Annotated in this window: 16 protein-coding genes and 1 riboswitch; of the genes, 14 read left to right on the top strand and 2 right to left on the bottom strand. The window is 73.5% G+C overall.

The annotated features are described in order from the left end of the window. The first annotated feature begins 36 nt into the window (after positions 1 to 36). The 10 genes from O145_RS03035 (at position 37) to O145_RS02990 (ending at position 20,102) form a co-directional block, all read left to right on the top strand. Positions 37 to 9,504: a type I polyketide synthase gene (locus O145_RS03035; RefSeq protein WP_084682341.1), complete on the top strand. Its 9,468-nt coding sequence runs from the start codon at positions 37 to 39 to the stop codon at positions 9,502 to 9,504. 124 nt (positions 9,505 to 9,628) lie between these two features. Continuing rightward, complete coding sequence (gene acpS / locus O145_RS03030; protein WP_043559577.1) at positions 9,629 to 10,123, top strand: holo-ACP synthase AcpS; 495 nt, start codon at positions 9,629 to 9,631, stop codon at positions 10,121 to 10,123. Between the two features lie 100 nt (positions 10,124 to 10,223). Next, entirely contained in the window at positions 10,224 to 11,228 is a 1,005-nt protein-coding gene (gene dhaK / locus O145_RS03025) for a dihydroxyacetone kinase subunit DhaK (RefSeq protein ID WP_043559575.1), read from the top strand. Continuing rightward, positions 11,225 to 11,878: a dihydroxyacetone kinase subunit DhaL gene (gene dhaL, locus O145_RS03020; protein WP_043559750.1), complete on the top strand. Its 654-nt coding sequence runs from the start codon at positions 11,225 to 11,227 to the stop codon at positions 11,876 to 11,878. The genes dhaK and dhaL overlap by 4 nt, the downstream gene beginning before the upstream one ends. Continuing rightward, entirely contained in the window at positions 11,875 to 12,282 is a 408-nt protein-coding gene (locus O145_RS03015) for a PTS-dependent dihydroxyacetone kinase phosphotransferase subunit DhaM (RefSeq protein ID WP_043559572.1), read from the top strand. The genes dhaL and O145_RS03015 overlap by 4 nt, the downstream gene beginning before the upstream one ends. Before the next feature lie 133 nt (positions 12,283 to 12,415). After that, positions 12,416 to 13,897, top strand: coding sequence for a sodium/proline symporter PutP (gene putP / locus O145_RS03010; protein WP_043559571.1), 1,482 nt, complete (start codon positions 12,416 to 12,418; stop codon positions 13,895 to 13,897). Positions 13,898 to 13,992: 95 nt separating this feature from the next. Beyond that, positions 13,993 to 14,135: riboswitch (FMN riboswitch) on the top strand. A 149-nt stretch (positions 14,136 to 14,284) separates the two neighbouring features. Then, the gene (locus O145_RS03005) at positions 14,285 to 15,163 is read left to right on the top strand and encodes an ABC transporter permease (RefSeq protein WP_043559568.1); all 879 of its coding nucleotides are present in this window, start codon (positions 14,285 to 14,287) and stop codon (positions 15,161 to 15,163) included. A gap of 92 nt (positions 15,164 to 15,255) precedes the next feature. After that, positions 15,256 to 16,266 carry an ABC transporter substrate-binding protein gene (locus O145_RS03000; protein ID WP_043559566.1) on the top strand — a complete coding sequence of 337 codons (1,011 nt, stop codon included), beginning with the start codon at positions 15,256 to 15,258 and terminating at the stop codon, positions 16,264 to 16,266. A 75-nt stretch (positions 16,267 to 16,341) separates the two neighbouring features. Continuing rightward, entirely contained in the window at positions 16,342 to 17,577 is a 1,236-nt protein-coding gene (locus O145_RS02995) for a PASTA domain-containing protein (protein ID WP_156966574.1), read from the top strand. Then, entirely contained in the window at positions 17,574 to 20,102 is a 2,529-nt protein-coding gene (locus O145_RS02990) for a GDSL-type esterase/lipase family protein (protein ID WP_043559562.1), read from the top strand. The genes O145_RS02995 and O145_RS02990 overlap by 4 nt, the downstream gene beginning before the upstream one ends. On the opposite strand, the gene hisG is transcribed toward O145_RS02990, so the two are convergent. Beyond that, positions 20,045 to 20,890: an ATP phosphoribosyltransferase gene (gene hisG / locus O145_RS02985; protein WP_043559560.1), complete on the bottom strand. Its 846-nt coding sequence runs from the start codon at positions 20,888 to 20,890 to the stop codon at positions 20,045 to 20,047. The two genes, O145_RS02990 and hisG, sit on opposite strands and share 58 nt — an antisense overlap. 98 nt (positions 20,891 to 20,988) lie before the next feature. Next, complete coding sequence (locus O145_RS02980) at positions 20,989 to 21,252, bottom strand: phosphoribosyl-ATP diphosphatase (protein ID WP_043559559.1); 264 nt, start codon at positions 21,250 to 21,252, stop codon at positions 20,989 to 20,991. A 175-nt stretch (positions 21,253 to 21,427) separates the two neighbouring features. Between O145_RS02980 and O145_RS02975 the strand changes: the two genes are divergently transcribed. The 4 genes from O145_RS02975 to O145_RS02965 are packed head-to-tail and all read left to right on the top strand — an operon-like array spanning position 21,428 to position 24,779. Further along, on the top strand, positions 21,428 to 22,192 hold the full coding sequence (locus O145_RS02975) for a DeoR/GlpR family DNA-binding transcription regulator (protein WP_043559556.1): 765 nt from the start codon (positions 21,428 to 21,430) through the stop codon (positions 22,190 to 22,192). A gap of 43 nt (positions 22,193 to 22,235) precedes the next feature. Then, positions 22,236 to 22,406, top strand: a complete 171-nt coding sequence (locus tag O145_RS19520; RefSeq protein WP_267489905.1) for a PTS transporter subunit IIC — start codon at positions 22,236 to 22,238, stop codon at positions 22,404 to 22,406. Positions 22,407 to 22,410: 4 nt separating this feature from the next. After that, positions 22,411 to 23,652, top strand: coding sequence for a PTS transporter subunit IIC (locus O145_RS02970; protein WP_267489904.1), 1,242 nt, complete (start codon positions 22,411 to 22,413; stop codon positions 23,650 to 23,652). Positions 23,653 to 23,687: 35 nt separating this feature from the next. Continuing rightward, positions 23,688 to 24,779, top strand: a complete 1,092-nt coding sequence (locus O145_RS02965; protein WP_052374585.1) for a galactitol-1-phosphate 5-dehydrogenase — start codon at positions 23,688 to 23,690, stop codon at positions 24,777 to 24,779. Positions 24,780 to 24,793: the final 14 nt, after the last annotated feature.

Raw genomic sequence — 24,793 nt, 5'->3', positions numbered from 1 at the left:
CCGTCTACCGACCTGTCCACCACGACCGAGGACCGCATGACCACCCAGCCCACCACCTCCACCACCGTCGAGGCCGCCGCCCCGACCTCCGCCGAGCGTCTGAGCGGGGGCGAGCCCTACGTCCTGGCCTTCGGCGGACAGGCCACGCCCTGGCGCGCCACCCTTGACGAGCTCGTTGGCCTGGACCGCGAGCTGGCGGCCGCGCTCGTCAGGCTGGACGCCGCCGTCGCGGCGCGCCTGGCGCCCGTAGCCACCGACCTGCTGACCATCACCCCGCGCGGCGCCCGCTTCCTGACCGACGACGCCGTCCCCGTGACCCCCGCCGCCGCGGGCGGGTCCGTGGCTGACACCGCCGACATCTCGGTCCCCGGGATCCTGTTCGCCCAGCACGCCGCCGTCGCCTCCCTGCCTGCAGCCGGCGTCGCCGTCACCTCGTCGGCGGCCCCCGCCGCCGTCATCGGCCACTCCCAGGGAGTGCTCGGCGTCGCCCTGCTGCAGACCCTGGCCGGCGACGGCGGCTCCGAGGCCGATGAGGCGGGCGCTGTCGAGGTCCACGCCATCGCCCGTCTCATCGGAGCGGCCGCCGCCCGCACCACCCGCCGTCTCGACCTGGGCACCGTGGGGGAGTCCACCCCCATGCTCTCGGTGCGCGGCGTGACCCGCCAGGTCCTGGACGCCGTGCTCGCCCGGGTCCCCGGCGCGCAGGACATCAGCGTCGGAGTCACCAACGGCCGCCAGGCCCACATCCTGTCGGGCCGCCCCGCCGACCTGGAGGCCGTGGTCAGCGCCCTGGAGGCCGCCGCCCGCCGCAGCGCCGACGACCGCAAGGAGCGCCGCCGCGGGGGAGCGGTCCTCAGCCCCGTCACCGAGTTCCTCACCACCTCGGTCCCCTTCCACACCCCGCTGCTCGCGCCCGCCGTCGAGGACGTCGTCGCGTGGTCCGAGCGCGCCGGGCTGGACGCCGGCCTGGCCCGCGACCTGGCTGTCGCCGTTCTCATCGACCCGGTCGACTGGCCCGAGATGGTCGCCCAGGCCCTGGCGGGGGCCGGCTCCCGCCTCGTGGTCGACCTGGGCCCGGGGACCGTGCTCACGCGTCTGACCGAGGCAGTCGTGGCCGGCACCGGCACGACCGTCATCCCCGCGGGCACCGCACGCGGTATCGACAACCTCGAGCGGCCCGGCGCCGCCCCGGCACCGGCGGTCGACCGCGCCCGCTTCGCCCCGCGCCTGACCCGCCTGCCCGACGGGCGGCTCACCCTCGACACCGCCTTCACCCGCCTGACCGGACGCTCCGCCGTGCTGCTGGCCGGCATGACGCCCACCACCGTCGACCCCGAGATCGTGGCAGCGGCGGCCAACGCCGGCTACTGGTCCGAGCTCGCCGGCGGCGGGCAGACCACCGCCACGGTCCTGACCGAGAACCTGGCCGGGCTGGAGGCCGCCCTGGAGCCGGGCCGCACGGCCGCCTTCAACGCCATGTTCATGGACCGCTACCTGTGGAACCTTCACCTGGGCACCCAGCGCCTGCTGTCCAAGGCCCGCGGCGCCGGCGCCCCCGTGGACGGCGTCGTCATCTCCGCGGGCATCCCCGAGCTCGACGAGGCGGTCGCCCTGCTGGCGCGCCTGCACGCCGAGGGCTTCCCCTACGTGGCCTTCAAGCCCGGCACCGTGGACCAGATCCGCCAGGTCATCGCCATCGCCAAGGCCGTGCCCGGCAGCCCCGTCATTATGCAGATCGAGGACGGGCACGCCGGCGGCCACCACTCCTGGGAGGACCTGGACACCATGCTCCTGGCCACCTACGACGCCATCCGGGCGTGCGACAACCTGGTGGTGTGCGTCGGCGGGGGCATCGGCACGCCCGAGAGGGCCGCCGACTACCTCACCGGGCGCTGGGCCGAGGCCTACGGAGTCACCGCCGCCCCCGTGGACGGCGTCATGGTCGGCACGGCCGCTATGACCTGCCTGGAGGCCAGGACCAACGAGGACGTCAAGCAGCTCCTCGTCGACACCCCCGGCATCGACCCCGCGCACGAGGGCGGCTGGGTCGCCTCGGGCGCCTCGGTGGGCGGGATGACCTCCGGCCTGTCGCACCTGCGCGCCGACCTGTATGAGATCGACAACTCCTCGGCGCGCGCCTCCCGCCTCATCCAGGAGCTCGCCGGCAACGACCAGGCCATGAACGCCCGGCGCGAGGAGATGATCGCCGCCCTGTCCAAGACCGCCAAGCCCTACTTCGGCGACGTCGAGGAGATGACCTACCTGGACTGGGCCACCCGCTACGCCGAGCTGTGCGTCGCCCCCCACGACGGGCGTGCCGCCACCCGCGCGGACTGGGCCGACGAGGGCTGGTACGACCGCTTCGTCGACCTGCTCCACCGCGTCGAGGCGCGTGTGAGCAGCGCCGACCACGGCGAGATCGAGACCCTGTTCGCCACCGAGGACGACGTCCTGGACGCCGACGCCGCCCTGGCCGCGCTCGCCCGGCGCTACCCGTCCGCCGCCCGGACGCTCGTCGAGCCGGCCGACGCCGCCTGGTTCGTCGACCTGTGCCGCAAGCACCCCAGGCCGGTGCCCTTCGTGCCGGTCCTGGACGCCGACATCCTGCGCTGGTGGGGCACCGACTCGCTGTGGCAGTCCCAGGACCCGCGTTACACCGCCGACCAGGTGCGCATCATCCCCGGCCCGGTCGCCGTGGCGGGTATCACCACCATCAACGAGCCCGTCGGCCACCTCCTGGGCCGCTTTGAGACCGCCGCCGTCGAGGCCCTCCAGGCCGCTGGCGTGCCCGAGCAGGTCGCCGCCGGACGCCTGGGCACCGAGGTGACCGCGAGCACGCTCGGCGCCCCCGTCGCCGACGCCACCGAGCTGGTCCGCACCACGCCGCACGTCCTGTGGAACGGGCACCTGACCATCAACCCGGCCCGCGTGCTGCCGCCGGAGGCCTACACGGTCATCGCCCGCCCCGACGTCGCCGAGGACGCCTACGACCTGGACATCCGCCTCGACACCCACTGGGACTCCACACCCGGCGGCCAGGACATCCACGCCGTGCGCCGCCTCGTCGTCCCCCTGCGCCTGGCCCGCGCCTGGGACGGGGCCGCGCCGCTGGTGGACCCCGAGCGCATCAGCGAGACCATGAACGACCTGCTGCGCGCCACCGCCGGCGTGGGTGCCGTGTCCGTCACCGGCGACCTCGTCGAGGCCCTGCCGCAGGTGGTCGCCGCCGCGCCCGGAGCCGCCGACGCGCTCGGCCGCCCCGCAGCCCAGCCCTTCGGCACCGTCCACGCCCGTTTCACCCTGGCCGGCAACCTGGGGGCCGATCACGGCGCCGTGACCGCAGACGCCCTGCCGACCTCGCTGTCGCCCGCCCCGCTGGTGCCCGACGCCCTGCTCGGCCCCTGCTGGCCGGTGGTCTACGCGGCCCTGGGCAGCGTCGTCGAGGACGGCATGCCGCTCATCGAGGGGCTGCTGGGAGCCGTCCACCTCGACCACACCATCGACCTGCGCCGCCCACTGGCCGAGCTGCACGCCCAGGCGGGCCCCGACACCGTCATCCAGGTCGACGGGTGGGTGGCCGCCCTGGAGGAGTCCGGCGCCGGCCGGGTCGTCGATGTGCGCCTGGAGCTGACCGACGCCTCCGACGGCGCCCTGGTCGCCCTCATGCGCGAGCGCTTCGCCATCCGCGGGCGCGCCTCGGGCACCGCCGTGCCCACCAGCCCCGAGCCGGCCGGGGGCACGGGGCGCGCCACCGCCCCCGCTGCGCGCCGTCTGCTGCGCCGCGTCACGGTGACGGCGCCGGCCGACATGACCGCCTTCGCCCGCGTCACCGGCGACTTCAACCCCATCCACACCAGCTACCACGCGGCCAAGGTCGCCGGCATGGAGGCGCCGCTGGTCCACGGCATGTGGCTGTCGGCGACCGCCCAGCAGGTGGTGGCCGCCACCGCCGCCAACGGCACCCGCAATGTGCTGGCCGGCTGGACCTACGTCATGCTCGGCACCGTCGAGCTCGGCGACCGCGTCGAGATCAGCGTCGAGCGCACCGGCCTGGTGCGCGGCGGCGGCCTCGTCCTGGAGGTCACCTGCCGTATCGGCGACGAGGTCGTCTCCCGCGGCACCGCCGTCACCGAGCCCGAGCCGACCGCCTACATCTACCCCGGCCAGGGCATCCAGGCACGCGGCATGGGGCTGGACGAGATGAACAGCTCCAGGGCCGCCCGCGAGGTCTGGGAGCGCGCAGACGCCCACACCCGCGCCGAGCTCGGCTTCTCCGTCATCGCCCTGGTGCGCGACAACCCCACCGAGATGACCGCCCGCGGCGTCACCTACCGCCACCCCGAGGGGCTGCTCAACCTCACCCAGTTCACCCAGGTGGCCCTGGCCACCGTCGCCATGGCCACCACGGCGCGCCTGGCCGAGGCCGGGGCCCTGGTCGAGGGGGCCGCCTTCGCCGGGCACTCCCTGGGGGAGTACACCGCCCTGAGCGCCTACGGGCGCGTCATGCCCGTGGAGACGACCATCTCCATCGTCTTCCAGCGCGGCTCGACCATGCACACCCTGGTCGAGCGCGACGAGCACGGCGCCTCGAACTACCGCATGGGAGCGCTGCGCCCCAACCAGGCGGGCATTAAGGCGGCCGACGTCGAGGACTACGTCGACCAGATCTCCCGGACCAGCGGCGAGTTCCTCCAGATCGTCAACTACAACCTCGCCGGCGTGCAGTACGCCGTGGCGGGCACCATCAAGGGGCTGGACGCCCTGGCCGCCGACTCGCGAGCCAGGGCCGAGGCGCGCGGCGGCAAGAACCCGTTCATGCTCGTGCCCGGCATTGACGTGCCCTTCCACTCCAGGGTCCTGCGCCCCGGCGTGCCCGAGTTCCGCGAGCGCCTGGCCGCGCTCGTCCCGACCGACCTGGACGCCGACCGCCTGGTGGGCCGCTACGTGCCCAACCTGGTGGCGCGCCCCTTCGAGCTGACCCCCGAGTTCGCCCGCGCGATCCTCGACGTCGTGCCCTCCGAGCCGGTTCGGGCCATTGTCGAGGACTGGGCCGCCTGGCAGAAGCGGCCCGTCGAGCTGGCCCGCCGGCTGCTCATCGAGCTGCTCGCCTGGCAGTTCGCCTCCCCGGTGCGCTGGATCGAGACTCAGGACGTCCTGCTGTCCGCCCCCGATCAGGGCGGCCTGGGCGTGGAGCACATTATCGAGGTCGGCCTGGCCGCCTCCCCGACGCTGGCCAACCTGGCCTCCAGGACGCTCATGCTGCCCCAGCACCACGGGCGCCACGTGACGGTCCACAACGCCCGCCGCGACGAGGCGCGCGTCCTGGCCACCGACACCGACCCGGCCGTGGAGCCGGAGGAGGAGAGCTTCGAGCTGCCGACCGGCGAGCAGGCCGCCCCCGTCGAGGCCGCCGCGCCGGCTCCCGTCGAGGCGTCCGCCGCGCCGGCGGAGGCCCCGGCCGCGCCGCCGGCCGCCTCCGGTCCCGTGGACGACCTGCCCTTCACCGCCACGGACGCCCTGACCGTGCTCCTGGCGCACGCCGCGCGCATCCGGCCCGAGCAGATCGGCGCCACCGACACCACCGAGACCCTGACCAACGGCGTGTCCTCGCGGCGCAACCAGCTGCTCATGGACATGGGCACCGAGCTCCAGCTCGCCAGCATCGACGGCGCCGCGGACGCCGACATGACGGCGCTGGCGGCCACGGTCGCCAAGGGGGCCCCCGGCTACAAGGCCTTCGGCCCGGTCCTCACCGACGCCGTCCGCACCGCCCTGGGCCGCCTCCTCGGCCCGTCCGGCGTACGCCCCGCGCGCGTCGCCGAGCGCGTCACGGGCACCTGGGGCCTGGGCGAGGGGTGGGTCTCCCACGTCACCGCCGAGCTGTTCCTGGGCACCCGCGAGGGCGCCTCCATGCGCGGGGAGGACCTCGCCTCCCTGGGGACCTCGGCCCCGGTTGGCAGCGCCGGCGCGGTGGACGCCCTCATCGACAGGGCCGTCCAGGACGTGGCCTCGGCCCACGGCGTCTCCGTGGCCAGGCCCAGCGCCGCGGGCGGCGCCGGGGGCGCGGTGGTGGACTCCGCCGCCCTGGACGCCTTCGCCGCCGCCGTCACCGGCGCCGACGGCGTGCTGGCCACCACGGCGCGCACCGTGCTGTCTGCTCTGGGCCTGTCGGAGCGGGTCACCGTCCCCGCCGACGCGGACGACGAGGCGGCGGCCGCGCGCGCCCTGGTCGAGGCCGTCGACGCCGAGCTGGGCGCCGGCTGGCTGCGCTCGGTCACGCCCGCCTTCGACGCCGACCGCGCCGTCCTCATCGACGACCGCTGGGCCACGGCGCGCGAGGACCTGGCCCGCCTGGGCAACGGCGAGACGCCGCTGGACCGGGCGCGCGCGCTCCTGGCCCCGGAGCGCTTCACCGGACTGGGGCGGGCCGTCGCCGACCAGGCCGCCTGGTGGGTGCGCGCCCTGCGCGAGGCCGGCGCCCCCGAGGCCGCCGAGCGCGCGGGCATTGCCGAGGCCATCGCGACCGCGGCGGCGCGGCCCCCCGTGGCCGGCGCCGACTCGGTCCGCTGGGCCGACGACGTCGCCGTCGTCACCGGCGTGGCCCCGCGCTCCATCGCCGCCGCGGTCGTCGGCGAGCTGCTGGCCGGCGGCGCCACCGTGGTGGCGACCAGCTCGCGCCTGACGCACGAGCGCCTGGCCTTCGCCAAGGACCTGTACCGCGAGCACGCCGCCGCCGGCGCGCGCCTGTGGATGGTCCCGGCGAACCTGGCCTCCTACCGGGACGTGGACGCCCTGGCCGACTGGATCGGCCACGACCAGGTCATCACCTCCGGCGGCTCGACCAGGCTCGTCAAGGAGGCCCTCGTCCCGACCCTCCTGTTCCCCTTCGCGGCGCCGCGCGTGTCCGGGACCCTGGCCGACGCCGGCCCCGACGCCGAGTCGCAGACGCGCCTGCTGCTGTGGAGCGTGGAGCGCACCATCGCGGCGCTGAGCGCTATCGGCACCGACACCCATGTGGACCACCGCCTCCACGTCGTGCTGCCCGGCTCGCCCAACCGCGGCACCTTCGGCGGGGACGGCGCCTACGGCGAGGTCAAGTCCGCCCTGGACGCCATCGTCAACCGGTGGCGCTCCGAGCGGGCCTGGGCGCGGCGAGTGACGCTCGCCCACCCGCGCATCGGCTGGGTGCGGGGCACCGGCCTCATGGGCGCCAACGACCCGCTCGTGGCGGCCGTCGAGGCCGCCGGGGTGCGCACCTGGGCCACCCCGGAGATCGCCGCCGAGCTGGTGGGGCTGTGCACCACCGACGTGCGCGCCCAGGCGGCCACCGCCCCGGTCCTGGCGGACCTGACCGGGGGCCTGGGCGAGGGCGTGGACCTGGTCGCCTTGCGCGAGCAGGCCGTGGCCCAGGCGGCCGAGAACGCGGACGCCGCCGACGGGGAGCCGGCCCCGGCCACCATCAAGGCCCTGCCGACCCCGGTGGTGCCCACCCAGCCGACCGCCCCCCACTGGGGCGGTGTGGACGCCTCCCTGGACGACATGGTCGTCGTGGTGTCCACCGGCGAGGTCTCCACGTGGGGGTCGGGGCGCACGCGCCGCGAGGCCGAGCTGGGCATGAGCGGCGGCGACGACGTCGAGCTGACCGCCGCCGGCGTGCTGGAGCTCGCCTGGGGCATGGGCCTGCTCACCTGGCACGACTCGCCGAAGGCCGGCTGGTACGACGCCGACGGCGAGATGGTCGAGGAGTCCGACATCCTCGAGCGCTACCGCGACGAGGTCGTGGCGCGCTGCGGCATCCGCGAGTTCGTCGACGACGGGGTCATCGCCCCTGACGCCGAGGAGGACGTGGCCGTCTACCTCGACCACGACATCACGCTGACCGTGGCCGACGAGGCCACCGCCCGCACCCTGGAGGCGACCGACCCCGAGCACACGCTCGTGGCGCCCGACGCCGAGACGGGGGAGTGGACCGTCACCCGCCTGGCCGGGTCGCTCGCCCGCGTTCCGCGCCGTGCGGCCCTGTCGCGCACGGTCGGCGGCCAGTTCCCGGTCGACTTCGACCCGCAGCGCTGGGGCATTCCGGCGGCCATGGCCGAGGGCATGGACCCGATCGCCTCGTGGAACCTCGTCACGGCGGTCGACGCCTTCCTGTCGGCCGGCTTCTCGCCGGCCGAGCTGCTGGCGGCCGTCCACCCCAGCGACGTCGCCTCCACGCAAGGAACCGGCTTCGGCGGCATGGACGCCATGCGCAAGATGTTCGTGGGCCGCCTGCTCGGCGAGGACCGCCCCAGCGACATCCTCCAGGAGGCCCTGCCCAACGTCGTGGCCGCGCACGTCATGCAGTCCTACATCGGCGGCTACGGGTCGATGGTCCAGCCGGTGAGCGCCTGCGCCACCGCCGCGGTATCCATCGAGGAGGGCTGGGACAAGATCGCCCTGGGCAAGGCCGACGTGGTCGTCGCCGGCGCCATCGACGACATCTCGGTGGAGTCCGTGGTCGGCTTCGGCAACATGAGCGCCACCGCGGAGGCGGCCGCCATGTACGCCAAGGGCATCTCCGCCCGCCACTTCTCCCGGGCCAACGACCGCCGCCGAGGCGGCTTCGTGGAGGCCGAGGGCGGCGGCACGGTGATCCTGGCGCGCGCCTCCGTGGCCGCCCGGCTGGGCCTGCCGGTCGCCGGCGTGATCGGCTTCGTGTCCTCCTACGCCGACGGCGCCCACACCTCCATCCCGGCGCCCGGCCTGGGCGCCCTGGGGGCCGGGCGCGGCGGGGGGGACTCCCGCCTGGCGCGCTCCCTGCGCGCCCTGGGCGTCGAGGCCGACGACATCGCCGTGGTCTCCAAGCACGACACGTCCACGGGCGCCAACGACCCCAACGAGTCCGAGCTGCACACGCGCCTGGCGCGCGCACTGGGCCGCTCCGAGGGCAACCCGCTGGTGGCCGTCTCCCAGAAGACGATCACCGGTCACGCCAAGGGCGGTGCCGCGGTCTTCCAGGTCTCCGGCCTGGCCGAGATCCTCGCCACCGGCGTTGCCCCCGGCAACGCCAGCCTCGACGTGGTCGATGCGCCGCTGGCCAAGGACGCCTTCTGGGTCTGGCCGCGCACGCCCATCCGCCTGGCCGGGCGCGGCGGGGAGTCCGGACGCGTTCCGGGCGCCGGCCCGGTGCGCGCGGGCCTGCTGACCTCGCTGGGCTTCGGACACGTCAGCGGCCTGATCGCCCTGGTCCACCCCGGCGCCTTCGAGTCCGCCCTGCGCCAGTCGGGCGGCCAGGAGGCGGTGGACGCGTGGCTGACCGGCGCCAACGCCCGCCTCGCCGCGGGCACGCGCCGTCGTCGGGCCGGCATGATCGGCCGGGCGCCGCTGTTCGAGCAGGTCGAGGGCCGCCGACTCGGCCAGGAGACCAGGCACCGCGACCCGCACGAGGTCGAGGCCGCCATGCTCCTGGACCCCCGGGCGCGGCTGGGCGCCGACGGCGTCTACCACGCCGGGGAGAGCGCCTGACCCGCTCCCACCCGTCGGCGGTGGTGGGCGAGAGCGCGGCCGCGGGCCCGCCCACCACCACCCTTCGCCGAGATCGGTAGGTCTCCGGCGCGAGATCGGTCGTACGACCCATGGAGGTGTTGCTGTGACGGCCCCTGCTCTGCCGCCCCTGCCCGACTGCGGCGCCCGCGTGCTCGGGGTGGGCCTCGACCTCGTCCACGTGCCCGGCGTCGTCGAGCAGCTGGCGGTGCCCGGCACCGTCTTCGCCGAGCGCGCCTTCACCGCCCGCGAGCGCCGCGAGGCCAGGCGCCGCGCCGAGACGAGCCGCTCCCACGAGGCCGAGCACCTGGCCGCCCGCTGGGCCGCCAAGGAGGCCTTCGTCAAGGCCTGGTCGACGGCCGTCAACGCCCTCACCGGGCGCGTCTGCCCCCCCGTCCTGAGAATCGAGGAGGTCGACTGGCGCGGCATCGAGGTCGTCAACGACCGCTGGGGGCGCCCCTCGCTGCGCCTCGGCGACGCCGTCGCCGACGCGGTCGAGGCGAGCCTGGGGGAGGGGGCCGACCGGCCGGGCCGGTGGCCGGTCTCCCTGACCCACGACGGCGGCTGGGCGGCCGCCGTCGTGCTGGCCCTGACCGGCTGAGAGCCCGCACGGGCCTGCGCGCCCGGCGCACCGCACCCGGTCCGCAGGACCCCGAGGATCCTTCCTGTGACCGGGGACTTATTCGACGTACCATTGGTGCATGAAGAAGCTCATCAATGCCGCCGACGCCGTCGTCGCGGACGCCCTGGCCGGCATGGCCGCAGCCCACCCGAACACGCTCCGTGTCGATCTCGACCGGCGCATCGTCTACCGTGCAACCCCCAAGGACGAGGGCAAGGTCGCCATCGTCTCCGGCGGCGGCAGCGGCCACGAGCCCCTTCACGGCGGCTTCGTGGGCGCCGGCATGCTGGACGCCGCCTGCGCGGGCGAGATCTTCACCTCGCCCGTGCCCGACCAGATCGCCGCCGCCACCGCCGCCGTCGACCGCGGAGCCGGCGTCCTCCACATCGTGAAGAACTACACCGGCGACGTCATGAACTTCGAGATGGCCGCGGAGCTCGTCGCCGCCGAGTCCGGCACCCCGGTCGCCACCGTCGTCACCGCCGACGACGTGGCCGTCGAGGACTCCCTCTACACGGCAGGTCGCCGCGGCGTGGGCGTGACCGTCATTGTTGAGAAGGTCGCCGGGGCCGCCGCCGAGGAGGGCAGGAGCCTCGACGAGGTCGCGGCCCTCGCCCGCCGGGTGAGCGAGGGCGGCCGCTCCATGGGAGCGGCCCTGACCTCCTGCACCGTTCCCGCCAACGGCAGGCTCTCCTTCGACCTGGCGGACGACGAGATGGAGATCGGCATCGGCATCCACGGCGAGCCCGGCCGCCGCCGCGAGAAGATCGCCTCCGCCCGCGAGATCGCCGAGCGGCTCGCCGGGCCGGTCCTGGCCGAGCTGCCCGCCGGCGACGGCACCGGCGTCATCGCCCTCCTCAACGGCATGGGCGCGAGCCCCCTCATCGAGCTGTACGTCATGTACGCCGAGGTCGCCGGGCAGCTGGAGGCGGCCGGCGTCACCGTTGAGCGCAGCCTGGTCGGCAACTACATCACGAGCCTTGACATGGCCGGCTGCTCCCTGACCCTCGTGCGCGCCGACGAGGAGATCCTGCGCCTGTGGGACGCCCCGGTGTCCGCTCCCGGCCTGCGCTGGGGGCGATGACCATGGCGCCGACCGGACTGACCGAGCTGACCGCGACCGACCTGGCGGCCTGGGTCCGCCGCGCCGGCGACCTCATCGCCGAGCACGCCGATGAGCTCACCGAGCTGGACGCCGCCATCGGCGACGCCGACCACGGGGCGAACATGAAGCGGGGCATGGAGGCAGCCATGGCGGCTGTGGCGGCCCCGGTCCCCGGCACCGCGGACACCGTCCTGAAGAAGGCCGCCACGGCGCTGATCTCCAAGGTCGGCGGCGCCTCGGGGCCCCTGTACGGCACCTTCTTCCTGCGCATGGCCGCGGCGACCGCCGGGCGCAGCGCCCTGGACCTGGACGCGCTCACCGATGCCGTCGAGGCCGGCGTCGGCGGCATCATGCAGCGGGGCAGGGCCGAGGCGGGGGAGAAGACCATGCTCGACGCCTGGCTGCCGGCCCTGGAGGCGCTGCGCGCGGGCACGAGCATGCAGGCGGCGCTGCGGGAGGCGGCCGCGGCCGCCGACGCCGGTCGGGCGGCCACCGAGCCGATGCTCGCCAGGAAGGGGCGGGCCTCCTACCTCGGGGAGCGCTCCATCGGGCACGTCGATCCCGGGGCCTCCTCCACCGCCCTGATCGTGCGCGCCCTCGCAGACGTCGCCGACGGGGCCGCCTCGTGACCGGCCTCGTCCTGGTCTCGCACTCCGCCGAGCTCGCGCGGGCGGCTCTCGGGCTCGCCGCCGGACTCGTCCCCGGCCTCGACGTGCGGGTCGAGCTGGCCGCCGGGCTGCCCGACGGCGGTCTGGGCACCGATGCGACCGAGGTCGCCGCCGCCATCGGGAGGGCCGACGACGGCGGGGGCGTCCTCGTGCTGGCGGACCTGGGCAGCGGGATCATGAGCGCGGAGACGGCCCTCGAGCTGGTCGACCCGGGCCTGGGCGCCCGGGTGCGCCTGAGCCCGGCGCCGTTCGTCGAGGGCCTCATCGGCGCCTACGCGGCCGCCGGCATCGGCAAGCGGCTCGACGACGTCGCCGGCGAGGCCGAGGCCGCCACCGAGGCCAAGCGCATCCAGATGTCGCACTAGGGGCGAGGGAGCCGCCCGGGCCGCGGCGCCCAGGCGATGCAGAAGAACTACACCCCCAATGAAGACAGGCTGTACCCGCGGCCACACATCGACTAAGGTGAGTAGGACTAACGTCCCTACGTAGAGGAGAGCCATGTCTCCCACGACCTTCTCCGCCATCTCCATGATCATCTACTTCGTCGGCATGATCATGATCGGCCTGTGGGCCTATGCGCGCACATCCGATCTCGACGACTACATGCTCGCCGGACGCGACCTCAACCCCTTCGTGGCCGCCCTGTCCGCGGGCGCCTCGGACATGTCCGGATGGCTGCTCATGGGGCTGCCCGGCGCCCTGTACGCCTCGGGGCTGATGGAGTCCTGGATCGCCGTCGGGCTGACGGTGGGGGCCCTGGTCAACTGGCTCACGGTGGCGCCGCGTCTGCGCAGCTACACCGAGGTGGCCGGCAACTCCATCACCATCCCCAGCTTCCTGGACAACCGCCTGCACGACTCCCGTCGCCTCATGCGCTGGACCAGCGGCCTGATCATCCTGGTGTTCTTCACCTTCTACGTCTCCTCCGGGATGGTGGCCGGCGGCACCTTCTTCGAGTCGTCCTTCGGCATGGACTACCGCCTGGGCATGACACTGGTCGCCGCCATCACCGTGATGTACACGCTGGTGGGCGGCTTCCTGGCGGTCTCCTGGACCGACCTGGTCCAGGGGCTCATGATGGTCGCGGCGCTCGTCGCGGTCCCCGTCGTCGGCATCATCCGCCTGGGCGGCATCGGCGCCACCATTGACGCCGTCAGCGCGGTCGACCCGCGCTACTGGGCGATGGCCGGCGCCACCACCTCGGTCATCGGCGTCGTCAGCTCGCTGGCCTGGGGGCTGGGCTACTTCGGCCAGCCGCACATCATCGTGCGCTTCATGGCGATCCGCTCCCCGCGCGAGGCGGTGCAGGGCGCCGTTATCGGCATCAGCTGGATGCTCTTCGCGGTGCTCGGCGCCATCGGCACCGCCGTGGTGGGGGTGGCCATGTATCAGCGCGACAGCAGCCGGCTGGACAACCCCGAGGCTGTCTTCATCTCGCTGGGCCGGCTCCTCTTCCACCCCTTCGTCGCGGGCTTCATGCTCGCCGCGATTCTGGCCGCGATCATGTCGACCATCTCCAGCCAGCTGCTGGTCACCTCCTCGGCCCTGGTCGAGGACCTCTACCGCATCGTGCGCAAGAAGGAGCTCTCCCCCGGCCACCTGGTCATCGCCTCGCGCACCGCCGTACTCATCGTCGCGCTGACCGCCGCCGCCATGGCGTGGACGCCCAACGACACGATCCTGGCCCTGGTGGCCTTCGCCTGGGCGGGCTTCGGGGCCTCCTTCGGGCCGACCGTCCTGCTGTGCCTGTACTGGCGGCGGCTGACGGCGCTCGGCGCGGTCGCCGGCATGATCACCGGGGCGGTCGTGGTCGCCGTCTGGGGCAGCCTCGACGGCGGCCCCGGCGGGATCCTCGACCTGTACGAGCTCGCTCCGGGCTTCGCGGCCAACCTGCTCGTCGCCTGGGCCGTCTCGCGCGCCGGCCGTCCGGACCCCGGGGTCGAGGCCGAGTTCCGGGCCGCCGTCGCCGGAGCCCGCTGACCCGCCCGGCCGCGGCGCACCGGCCCTGCGTGTGACCCGCCCGTCACCGTGGCGTGTTGTCCTACTCACTGCCATCGACTAGGGTCGCTGCCAGCAACGTGCTCCGGGGTCGGTGAAAGTCCGAGCCGGCGGTGATAGTCCGCGACCCGGTTGCACCGGCCCGTCGGGACGGTGCAACCGGTTGAGCCGGTGGAACTCCGGCACCGACGGTGAAAGTCCGGATGGGAGGAGGCACGCGGCACTCGCCCCGGGGCGCTCCCCGGAGCCTCCGGCTCGCCCGCGCGGGCCGCCGGTGACGCTCGAGTGCCGAAGGGGCGCGAGCCTGCGGCCGCCCACCACCCCGGAGCCCCCGGGGCGCCTGCTCCGGGTGACCGGAGAGGACACCGCGTGAGCACCGCCATCGCCCATCGCCCAGCGCCCCGGTTGGCTCGGATGCTGGCCGACGGCCGGACGGGCCCCGGCCGGGCCGCGTCGCCGACGTCGGAGCGCCCCGCCCGGCCCCGTCGGGCTCCCGGCCCCGCACTCGCCCTGGGCCTGGCGATCCTCGCCGCCTGGTGGGCCGTGACGCGCGCCGGCCTCGTCATGCCCGTCTTCCTGCCCGGTCCCGCCGACGTCGTCCGCCGCCTGTGGCTGGGCGTGAGCCAGGGCGGCCTGCTCGACTACGCCCGGGTGACCCTGACCGAGGCCGCACTGGGCTGCCTGGCCGCGGCCGCACTGTCCCTGCCCCTGGCATGGGCCCTGTTCCACTGGCGCCCGTTCTCCCGCGCCGTGCTGCCCTACGTCGCCGCCTCCCAGGCGGTGCCGGCCATCGCCATCGCCCCGCTGCTGGTCGTGTGGATCGGCTACGGCACCGCGCCGACCGTGGTGCTGTGCGTCCTCATGGTCTTCTTCCCGATCACCGTGACCGTCCTGCTCGGCCTGCGCGGCCTGGACGCCGACGTCATCGACGCCGCCCGCCTCGACGGGGCCCACGGCGCCTCCATGGTCGCCTACATGGAGCTGCCCATGGCGCTGCCCGCCGTCCTCTCCGGCCTGCGCACCGGCTTCACCCTGTCGATCACCGGAGCGGTCATCGGGGAGATGACCATGGGCGGCAGGGGCCTGGGCATGGTGCTCGCCTCCCAGCGCCAGAGCGTGGACACCACCGGGCTGTTCTCCACCATCGTCGTCCTGTGCGTCATGGCGACGACCATCCACTGGTGCCTGCACGAGCTCGAGCGCCGCAGCCGCGTCGTGGACTCCCTGCGCGGGCGCCGGGCGACCTGAGGCCCGGCCCCGGCCGCCCGCGCGCCGACAGCACGCGCCACCCCCTCCACCGCACCTGTCACAGTCAACGCACTCATCGGAAAGGCACCACCATGATCCCCCTGTCCCGCCGCCATCTGCTGTCCACCGCCTCCCTGGGTGCGCTGGCGGGCCTCGCCGCCTGCGGCTCCGGCACCGGCGCCCAGAAGGCGTCCGCCGACGCCGCCGGAGGCCTGGTCATCGGCCTGACCTACACGCCCAACATCCAGTTCGCCCCCTTCTACATGGCGGTCTCCGACGGCCAGTACGCCGCGGACGTCTCCCTGCGCCACCACGGCGAGCAGGAGGGCCAGTTCGACGCCCTCCTGGCCGGCACGGAGCAGATCGTGGTCGGCGGCGCGGACGAGGCGGTCGTGGCCGCCTCCAACGGGAACGGCCTGGTCGTCATCGGCGGCTTCTACCAGCGCTACCCCGGCTGCGTCATCGTGCCCGAGAGCTCCGACATCACCGACCTGGCCGCCCTGAGGGGCCGATCCATCGGCACCCCCGGCAGGACGGGGGAGACCTGGTACACCGTCCTGGTGGCGCTGTCCACGGCCGGGCTCAGCCAGGACGAGGTCAGCATTCAGGAGATCGGCTACACGCAGCAGGCGGCCCTGGCCTCGGGCAAGGTCGACGCCGTCGCCGGGTTCTCCAACAACGACGCCGTCCAGCTCGTCCAGAACGGCACCCCCGTGCGCACCCTCGCCATCAGCGGGGACGTGCCGCTGGTGGGCGCCTCCCTGGTCACCACGCCCGACGTCCTGGACGCCCGCCGCGAGGAGCTGACCGCCGCCGTCGAGGCCTCGGCCGCGGGCATGACGGCCTTCGTGGAGGACCCGGACGCCGCCGTCGAGGCCGCCAAGGAGTACGTGCCCGACCTGGCCGACACCACCCAGGCCGCGCACGCCCGCGAGGTCGCCGTGGCCACCGGCGAGCTGATCCGCCCCGCCGCGGACACCGCGGTCGGCTCTCTGGACCCGGGCAGGGTCGCCGCGACGATCAGCTTCCTCGGCGACCACGGGCTCCTGGGCGAGAGCACGCCGACGACGGAGGCGGTCTGCGACCCGCTGACCGCGCAGTAGACCGGAGCAGCCGGGCCCGCGCTGTCACAGAACTAAGACTGGTCCCGCGGGTGTGGGGCAGGCCATGCTGTGGTGGTGTCCACCCCAGCATCCGAGCCGCCCCGTCTGCCCGCCACCCCGGATCCCGCCCCGCAGGCGGAGCCCGTCCAGGATGAGGGCCCCGGCGCCTTCCCCGCACCGGGACCCGGCGACGGCCCGCCGGGGCCGCCCCCGGCGCCGGCCACACCACCGGCGGCCGCCTCCGCCGAGGCCGCGCCGCCGGCCCCCTCAGAGCCGCTCCCGGCCGGCGACTCCGAGCAGGCCGCAGGCGCCAAGCCCGGGCGGAGGCAGCCCCGGTCGCTCAGGCTGCGCGTCGCCCTCATCGGTCTTCTGTGCCTGTCCCTGGGGCTGTTCGGCTCCGGCGTGCTCGTCGGGTGGACCGCCGGGGACAGGATTCAGGCGACGCGCGCCGGCGCCGCGCCCGACGTCGTCGAGGTGCCCGCCATCGACGCCGACGCCGACGCCAAGGTCCCCGACCTGCGCGGACTGACGCTGTCCGACGCCAAGCAGGCGCTTGCCGACATGTCGCTCGACCCCTCGGGAGTGACAGTGGTCGAGACCGAGTGGGCCGGAACCACCGAGCTGGTGGTCTCCCAGGACCCCGTCGTCGGCGAGCCGCTCACGCAGGCGCTGACGCTGACGGTGTCCAAGAAGGCGAAGGTGCCCAAGGTCGTCGGTCTGAGCCGTTACGACGCCGTCGCCGCGCTGCGCGCCCTGGGCTCCGAGCCCCGCGTCGAGGAGAAGTTCGACGCCACGGCGGCCACGGGCTCCGTCCTGGAGGTCAAGCCCGGGGAGGGGGCGGACCTGCCCTCGGAAGTGACCCTGACGGTCGCCCAGGCCGGCTCGTCCATCTACCTGTCCAAGCTCGACACCGCGCACGACTCGAGCCGCTCGGGATCCTGCTCGACGCGGGACACGTTCTTGGCGGGCACGAAGTACACCGAGGCGCTCCAGTGCTCCAGCCGCTCACGCGGCGAGGAGACCAGCTACGCGTGGCTCCTGGAGAGGCACGGGTCGGCCCTGTCCGCAACCGTCGGCGTCTCCGACGACGCCAGCCCCTCGGCGAGCGCACGGATCAGGGTCCTGGGCGACGGCGCCGAGCTCGCCAGCACGTCAGTCTCCTACGGCCAGACCCAGCCGCTCAATATCGATGTCACCGGGGTCCTGCGCCTGGAGATCGTCACGAGCTCGGACAACGGGGCGGACGTCTACCTGGGAGACGCCATCATCAAGGGCACCGACTCAGAGATCAACCAGCTGGAGACGAAATGACACGCACGCGCAGAACGCGGACGGTCTTCGCCGCGCTCGTCGTCTGCCTCGCCCTGGGCACGGCGCTCCTGACCCCGGCCACCGCGGTCGGCGACAACAGCACGTCCGCGCCCCGGCCGAGCGCCTCCCAGTCGAGCACCGCCCCGGCACCCGGCGCCCCGCCGTCGGACGCCTCCCCGGAGGGGCCGCTGGTCGTCGTCTTCGACGTGTCCGGCTCCATGAACGAGCAGGACTCCAGTGGCCGCAACAAGCTGGAGGCGGCCAAGACGACGATGACGGCGATGCTGCGGGCCTACGCGGACTCCGGAACGGACATGGGGATCTGGACCTATCCCGGCGGCACGTCCAGCCAGGGGTGTGCCGCCGGGGGCTGGATCCCCGGGGTGCAGCCCGGGGTCACGCGCGATCCCATGACGCTGGACTCCAGGATCCGCAATCTCACCGCCGACGGCGACACCCCGACGGGCCCGGCCCTGCGCGCCGTCGTCGACCGCCTCAAGCAGGAGGGCTACAGCTCGGCGACCCTGCTGCTGGTCTCCGACGGCGAGTCCAACTGCGGGCCGCCGCCGTGCGACGTGGCCCGGGAGGTCCTGTCCGAGGGCTTCTCCCTCCAGGTCCCCTCGATCGGCTTCACCATCTCCGAGGAGGGCCGCCAGGAGCTGGAGTGCATCTCCCAGGCGACGTCGTCGACCTACCACGACGCGGACAGCGCCGACCAGCTCATTGACGAGCTGTCCAAGTACGAGAGGCAGGACATCGAGCTGAGCGTCTCCGCCCCCACGCGCATCCGGGCCGGGGGCAACGCCGAGCTGACCGCCACCATCACCAACCCGTCCAACGACACCGCGACCGGGCTCACGGCGGTGGTCGCCATGCGCGAGGGCGACTCGCGGGAGATCTTCCCGACGATCCTGGCCCCGCAGCGGCGGCTGCCGAACCTGGCCCCCGGCGAGTCCGTGTCCGTGACATGGGTCGCCACCGCCCGAACCGACCGGACCGGGAGCGCGGACTGGCGGATCCTGGTCGGCTCCCAGGGGCAGGGCTCCGTCCTCGAGAGCGGCACCATCGAGGTCAGCGACCAGGACCTGACGGTCGACGACGCCGGAGAGCTGCTCCGGGACATCTCGGGCCCGGTGGCGGTCCTGGGGGACTCCTACTCCGCGGGAGAGGGCGCCGGAGACTACCTGAGCACGGGCAACCCCGCCTGCCACCGGTCGACGAGCACCTACGGGGCCCTCCTGGGCGGGCAGAGCACGGTCCTCATCTCGTGCTCCGGGGCGGTCACGGCCGACGTGCGCTGGAGGTACCAGCATCCCGAGGAGAAGCCGCAGGTGGAGGCGCTGGGCGACCTCTCCGACGCGCCCGGACTGGTCTACATGACCATCGGCGGCAACGACATCGGCTTCGAGGACATCGTCAAGAGCTGCCTGTTCGCGGACTGCGCCGCCAACTCCGCGTGGATGAGGACGAAGCTGGCCTCGATCCAGAACTTCCAGCACGATCTGGAGGAGACCTACCGGGCGGTCCTGGAGACCGCGAACTCCGACTCGTTCGTGCGCGAGCGCGACGGGGCGGTCGCCCCGCTGGTCATCTCGCCCTACCCCGACCTGCTGTGGGGGACCCAGCAGGGGCAGTGCGACGCGCTGCTGTCACCCACCGAGATCGCCTTCGGGCGGGCGGTGATCCAGACGCTCAACCGCACAGCGCGCCAGGCCGTCGAGTCGCTCTCGGCGCAGGGCTACCCGATCTACTACGCGTCCGACGTCGTCGACTTCGCCCAGCCCAACCACACCATCTGCCACGACGACTCCTACTTCGTCCGGCTCACCCCGGGCGACCTGACGGGTCATGCGCTCTCGGGAAGCACTCAGGAGCTCGCCCACCCCAACGCCCTGGGCTACCGCGCCTGGGCCGAGTCGCTCATCGCATGGTCCCAGACCGAGCAGGCGCGGGTGGTCAACACGACCATGCCCACGTCCCGGTCGCAACGATTCGAGACCATCGGAGCGTTCCTCGCCGGAGTCGACGACTCGCTCACGATCAGCGCCGAGCACGAGGTCCAGGGAACGCTCGAAGCGCCCGACGAGGACGGGAGGGCGCCGTCGTCCTCCACCGGACAGGTCACGGCCGTCCGCACCGGCGACACCCTCAACATCTCGGTCTCCGGCGTCCAGCCCGGAGCGAGCGTCACCGTCACCGTTCACTCGGCCGCCCAGTCGCTGGGCACCCTCGTCGCGGACGAGAACGGCACCGCGACGGGAGCCGTCACCCTCCCCACAAACCTGGCCTCGGGACGGCACACCGTCGTGGTCGAGGGCCTGGACTCGGAGATGAGCTACGCGTCCTTCGAGACGCCGGTCGAGGTGCGCGGCGCCGTCAGCTGGACGTTCTGGTGCCTGTGCGCGCTCACAGCCGCCCTGATCATCGGCGGCGGCTGGGCGCTGTACTCAGTGGCCCGCTCGCGCCCTCACAGCCGGCAGGCCAGGAGCGAGGACACGAGGATCGCGCGGGCCCCCGCCTCGTAGAGCTCGTCCATGACCCGGTTCACCTCGGCGCGCGGCACCATGGAGCGCACCGCCACCCAGTCGGGGTTCTGCAGGGGCGAGACCGTGGGCGACTCGAGGCCCGGGGTGAGCGCCGCGGCCAGGTGCAGCCTGCTCATGGGCACATCGTAGTCCACCAGGACGTAGGAGCGGGCGCGCAGCACCCCCTCCAGACGGCGCACGAGCGTGGCCAGGCCGGGCGCGTCCCGGTAGCGCTCGGTGGTGATGAGCACGGCCTCGCTGGCCAGGATCGGCTCGCCGAAGGTCTCCAGGCCCGCGGCGCGCAGCGTCGTGCCGGTCTCGACCACGTCCGCGATGAGGTCGGCCACGCCCAGCTGGACGGAGGACTCCACGGCCCCGTCGAGGTGCACGGTCTGGGCGTCCACGCCCTGGGCGGCGAGGTAGCCGCGCACGAGCACGTCGTAGGAGGTGGCTACGCGCCGCCCCTCCACGTCGTCGAGCGAGCGCATGGTCCCGGCCGGGGCGGCGAAGCGGAAGGTCGAGCGGGCGAAGCCCAGAGGCAGGTGCTCGACGGCCTCCACCCCGGAGTCGAGCAGCAGGTCGCGGCCCGTGACGCCGGCGTGGACGGCGCCCTGGCCGACGTAGACGGCGATGTCCCGGGGCCGCAGGAAGAACAGCTCGACCTCGTTGGCCTCGTCCAGCAGGACGAGCTCGCGCCCGGTGCGGCGGGTGCGGTACCCGGCCTCGGTGAGCATGGTGGCGGCGGGCTCGGACAGGGAGCCCTTGTTGGGCACGGCGATGCGCAGCACAGTGATCCTTGATCCTTACGTCGGTCCTTGCGGTGGTGAGCGGCGGGGGAGCGCCCCGGCTGCTCAGAAGCACTCAGAGGCGTCAGCACTCAGAGGCGTCAGAGGTACCTGTAGACGTCGGCCAGGGTGTAGCCCTTGGCGACCATCATGACCTGGAGGTGGTAGAGCAGCTGGCTGAGCTCCTCGCAGGCCGCCTCGTCGGACTCGTGCTCGCAGGCCATCCAGGACTCGGCGGCCTCCTCGACCAGCTTCTTGCCGATGAAGTGGACGCCCCGGTCCAGCTCGGCCACGGTGCCCGAGCCCGCGGGTCGGGCGGCGGCCCTGTCCTGGAGCTCGGCGAAGAGGTCCTCAAAGGTCTTCATGGCGCCCAGGGTAGTGCAGGGCGGTGCCGGACGGCGCTCGTCTCACATGAAGTGGACGACCGCGCCCCGTGGTCGGGAACCGGGCGGAGAAGCCTCTTGACACACGACTGGGCGAATGCAAAACTAAGTTTGCAAACGCAAAGTCGCTCGGCGGCGGCCCGCGAAGGAGACGCCCATGAACGCACGCCAGGAGAAGATCCTCGCCCGCCTGCGCACGCAGCAGTCCCTCACCATCGCCGAGCTGACCACCGTGCTCGGCGTCTCGCGGGAGACCGTGCGCAAGGACCTCTACGAGCTCGAGCAGCAGGGCCTGCTCACCAAGGTCCGTGGAGGCGCCGTGCTCACCGCGGCCAACATGGAGACCGCCTACCCGCTGCGGCGCACCGTACGCACGACCGTCAAGGACGCCATCGCGCGCGCCGCGGTCGAGCTCATCGCCCCCGGGGACACCGTCTTCCTCGACTACGGCACCACCACCTTCGCGATCGCGTCCCGGCTCGCGCAACAGGTCGAGGACCTGACCGGCATCACCGCCGTCACCTGCTCGATCCCCATCGCCCGGCTGCTCGCCGAGACCCCGGACATCACCGTCATGCTGCCCGGCGGCGTGGTGCGGGGCTCCGAGCACTCGCTCCACGGCCCCCTCGCCACCCGCAACCTGCGCGCCCTGCACTTCGACATGTGCTTCCTGGGCTGCTCCGGAGCCGACCCGGTCAACGGCTTCACCTCCATCCACGCGCTCGAGGCCGAGGTCTCCGCCCTCGCCGTTGAGCGCTCCGCCGCCACAGTCGTCGTCGCCGACCACACCAAGCTCGGCGCCGTCGCCCCCAACGTCACCGCCACCAGCGACAAGCCCGCCCTCCTGGTCACCGACACCAGTGCCGACCCGCAGCTTCTCGCCGGCTTCCGCTCCCGCGGGCTCGACGTCCGCGTCGTCTGACACCTCCTCACCCACCCGGTCATTTCAACGAAGAGAGACCCTCATGCAGTTCTTGCACGCGATCATCGACCTCGGCCCCTCCGTCATGCTCCCGCTCATCGTCATGGTGCTCGGCCTCCTGCTGCGCCACGGCATCGGCAGGTCCGTCTGGGCGGGCCTGACCGTCGGCGTCGGCTTCGTCGGCATCAGCATGGTCATCATGCCTGCTCACTGAGACGATGGGGCCCGCGGCGCAGTCCATGGCCGACCGCTTCGGCCTCACCCTCACCGTCATCGACGTCGGCTGGCCGGGCTCGGCCCCGATGGCCTGGGCGACGACGATGGGCCTGCTGGCCATCCCCATCGCCATCGTCGTCAACATCCTCATGCTGATCGCCAGGATGACCAATGTCATCAACGTCGACATCTGGAACATCTGGCACCTCGGGCTCACCGGAGCCATCGTCCACATCGCCACAGGCTCCCTGCTGCTGGCCGGCCTCGCCGTGGCCGTCCACGCCGCGATCTCCTACAAGCTCGGCGACATCTTCAGCCCCGTCACCGACAAGTACTTCCACCTTGAGGGGATCGCCATGTCCCACGGCTCGCCAGTCCTCATGGGCCTGATCGCCGTCCCCGTCGAGGACCTCATCGACCACATCCCGGGCCTGCGCCGCATCAACGTCTCCAGCGAGAAGATGACGGAGAGGCTCGGCCCCCTCGGGCGCCCCGTCGTCATCGGCGCGGTGCTCGGCCTGCTCATCGGCTTCCTCGCCGGCTACCCCGTCGGCGAGGCCGCCACGCTCGCCATCCGAATGGGCGCGGTCATCGTTCTCATGCCCATGGTGGTCCAGCTCATCGTCAACGGCATGGTCCCCATCGCCAAGACCGCCGAAGGCGTCCTCCAGCGCAGGTTCAACAACCCCGCCTACCGCATCGGGATGGACCCCGCCCTCCTCCTGGCCGACCCGCAGGTCGTCTCCGCCGGCATCCTGTTCGTGCCCCTCACCCTGCTCATCGCCGTCGTCGTCCCCGGCAACGTCGTCCTGCCCTTCGGCGACCTGGCCACGATCGCCTTCTTCGTCGCCATCGCGGTCGGCATCCACCACGGCAACATCTTCCGCACCCTCATCTCGGGCACGGTCATTATGGCGGGCACCATCTGGATCTCCTCCCACATGGTCGACCTCCAGACCCGCCTCGCCGCCGACACCGGCCTGCTGGGCAACGCCGACCGCGTGGCCAGCCTCGACCAGGGCGGCAACCCCGTCACCTACGTCCTGGCCAACCTCCTGTCCGGCAGGGTCGGTGCGGGCGTCATCGTCGTGCTCGTCCTCATGGTCCTCGCCTTCGGCTACTTCTTCCTCAAGTACCGCCGCGGCACCCTCTTCACCCCCCGGGAGGGCGACCCCGCGGCGCCCGATCCCGACGCGGCCCACAGGCCCGCCGAGAAGCCCGCCGCCGACGGCTCCGCCGCCTGACCGGGCCCGTCCAGCACCCGCGAAAGGCCGTCGCAATGACTCCACCGACCACCGTCAACCGCCTCCTGTCCGTCACCGGCGTCGCCGAGATGCCCCTCGTCGAGGAGCCCCTGGCTCCCCCCGCCCCCGGGGAGGTGACCGTTGCCGTCGCCTACTGCGGAATCTGCGGCTCCGACTTCCCGCGCTACTTCGACGGCGGCGTCCACTCCTTCCCGCAGGTGCTCGGCCATGAGTTCTCCGGGGTCGTCGTCGCCCTCGGCGAGGGCGTCGCCGGCGTCGCCCTCGGCACCCGTGTCGCCGTCGCGCCGCTCAGCCCCTGTCACGGCTGCGAGGCGTGCGCCGCCGGCCACTACTCCCTGTGTCCCAGGTACACCTTCATCGGCTCCCGCCGGCAGGGGGCGCTGGCCACCTACGTCAACGCCCCCGCCGCCAACCTCGTCCCCCTGCCCGACGGCATGCGCCTGCGCGACGCCGCCCTGGTCGAGCCGCTGACCGTCGCCATCCACGGCCTCGAGCGCGCCGACTACACCGGTGTCGACCGCGCCGCCGTCTTCGGCGCGGGCGTTATCGGCCTGCTCGCCATCCAGACGCTCAAGGCGCGTGGCGTCAGGCACGTCACCGCCATCGACGTGCAGCCGGACAAGCTCGACCTCGCCCGTCGTCTCGGAGCGGACGAGGCGGTGCCCGGCTCCGACCTCGCCGCCCGCCTCGCCGACCGGTCCGCCGCCCCCGGGGTCTGCCTGGAGACCGCGGGTCACCCCGTCACCCAGGTCCAGGCCGTCCAGACCGTGGCCCGCGGAGGCCAGGTCGTCTACATCGGCACCTGCACCCGCCCCGTCGCCTTCGAGGCGGAGCAGTTCGAGCTCATCCTGCGCGGCGAGCTGGGCGTCACCGGATCCTGGATGTCCTACTCGGCGCCCTTCCCCGGCCACGAGTGGACCCAGGCGGTCGAGCTCCTCGCCTCCGGGGCGATCGACGCCGACGCGGTCGTCTCGCGCGAGTTCCCGCTCGACTCCGGCGCCGCCGCCTTCGACGCCGTCCGCGGCGGTCGCGGAGCGCTTCTCAAGGTCCTCTACGCCGTTGGCGGCGAGAACGCCGGGGCCGCCGATCTCGACGGCATCCGATGACGACCCGCAGCGGT

This window comes from Actinomyces israelii DSM 43320 (genome assembly GCF_000711965.1).
Taxonomy (GTDB): Bacteria; Actinomycetota; Actinomycetes; order Actinomycetales; family Actinomycetaceae; genus Actinomyces; species Actinomyces israelii.
This window is presented reverse-complemented; position numbering and strand designations above follow the sequence as displayed.

Coding starts and splice junctions, on each gene's coding strand:
- O145_RS02965 (WP_052374585.1), top strand. CDS start 23,688: ATGACTCCACCGACCACCGTCAACCGCCTCCTGTCCGTCACCGGCGTC.
- O145_RS02975 (WP_043559556.1), top strand. CDS start 21,428: ATGAACGCACGCCAGGAGAAGATCCTCGCCCGCCTGCGCACGCAGCAG.
- O145_RS02980 (WP_043559559.1), bottom strand. CDS start 21,252: ATGAAGACCTTTGAGGACCTCTTCGCCGAGCTCCAGGACAGGGCCGCC.
- putP (WP_043559571.1), top strand. CDS start 12,416: ATGTCTCCCACGACCTTCTCCGCCATCTCCATGATCATCTACTTCGTC.
- O145_RS03000 (WP_043559566.1), top strand. CDS start 15,256: ATGATCCCCCTGTCCCGCCGCCATCTGCTGTCCACCGCCTCCCTGGGT.
- O145_RS19520 (WP_267489905.1), top strand. CDS start 22,236: ATGCAGTTCTTGCACGCGATCATCGACCTCGGCCCCTCCGTCATGCTC.
- O145_RS03035 (WP_084682341.1), top strand. CDS start 37: ATGACCACCCAGCCCACCACCTCCACCACCGTCGAGGCCGCCGCCCCG.
- dhaK (WP_043559575.1), top strand. CDS start 10,224: ATGAAGAAGCTCATCAATGCCGCCGACGCCGTCGTCGCGGACGCCCTG.
- dhaL (WP_043559750.1), top strand. CDS start 11,225: ATGACCATGGCGCCGACCGGACTGACCGAGCTGACCGCGACCGACCTG.
- O145_RS02970 (WP_267489904.1), top strand. CDS start 22,411: ATGGGGCCCGCGGCGCAGTCCATGGCCGACCGCTTCGGCCTCACCCTC.
- O145_RS02990 (WP_043559562.1), top strand. CDS start 17,574: ATGACACGCACGCGCAGAACGCGGACGGTCTTCGCCGCGCTCGTCGTC.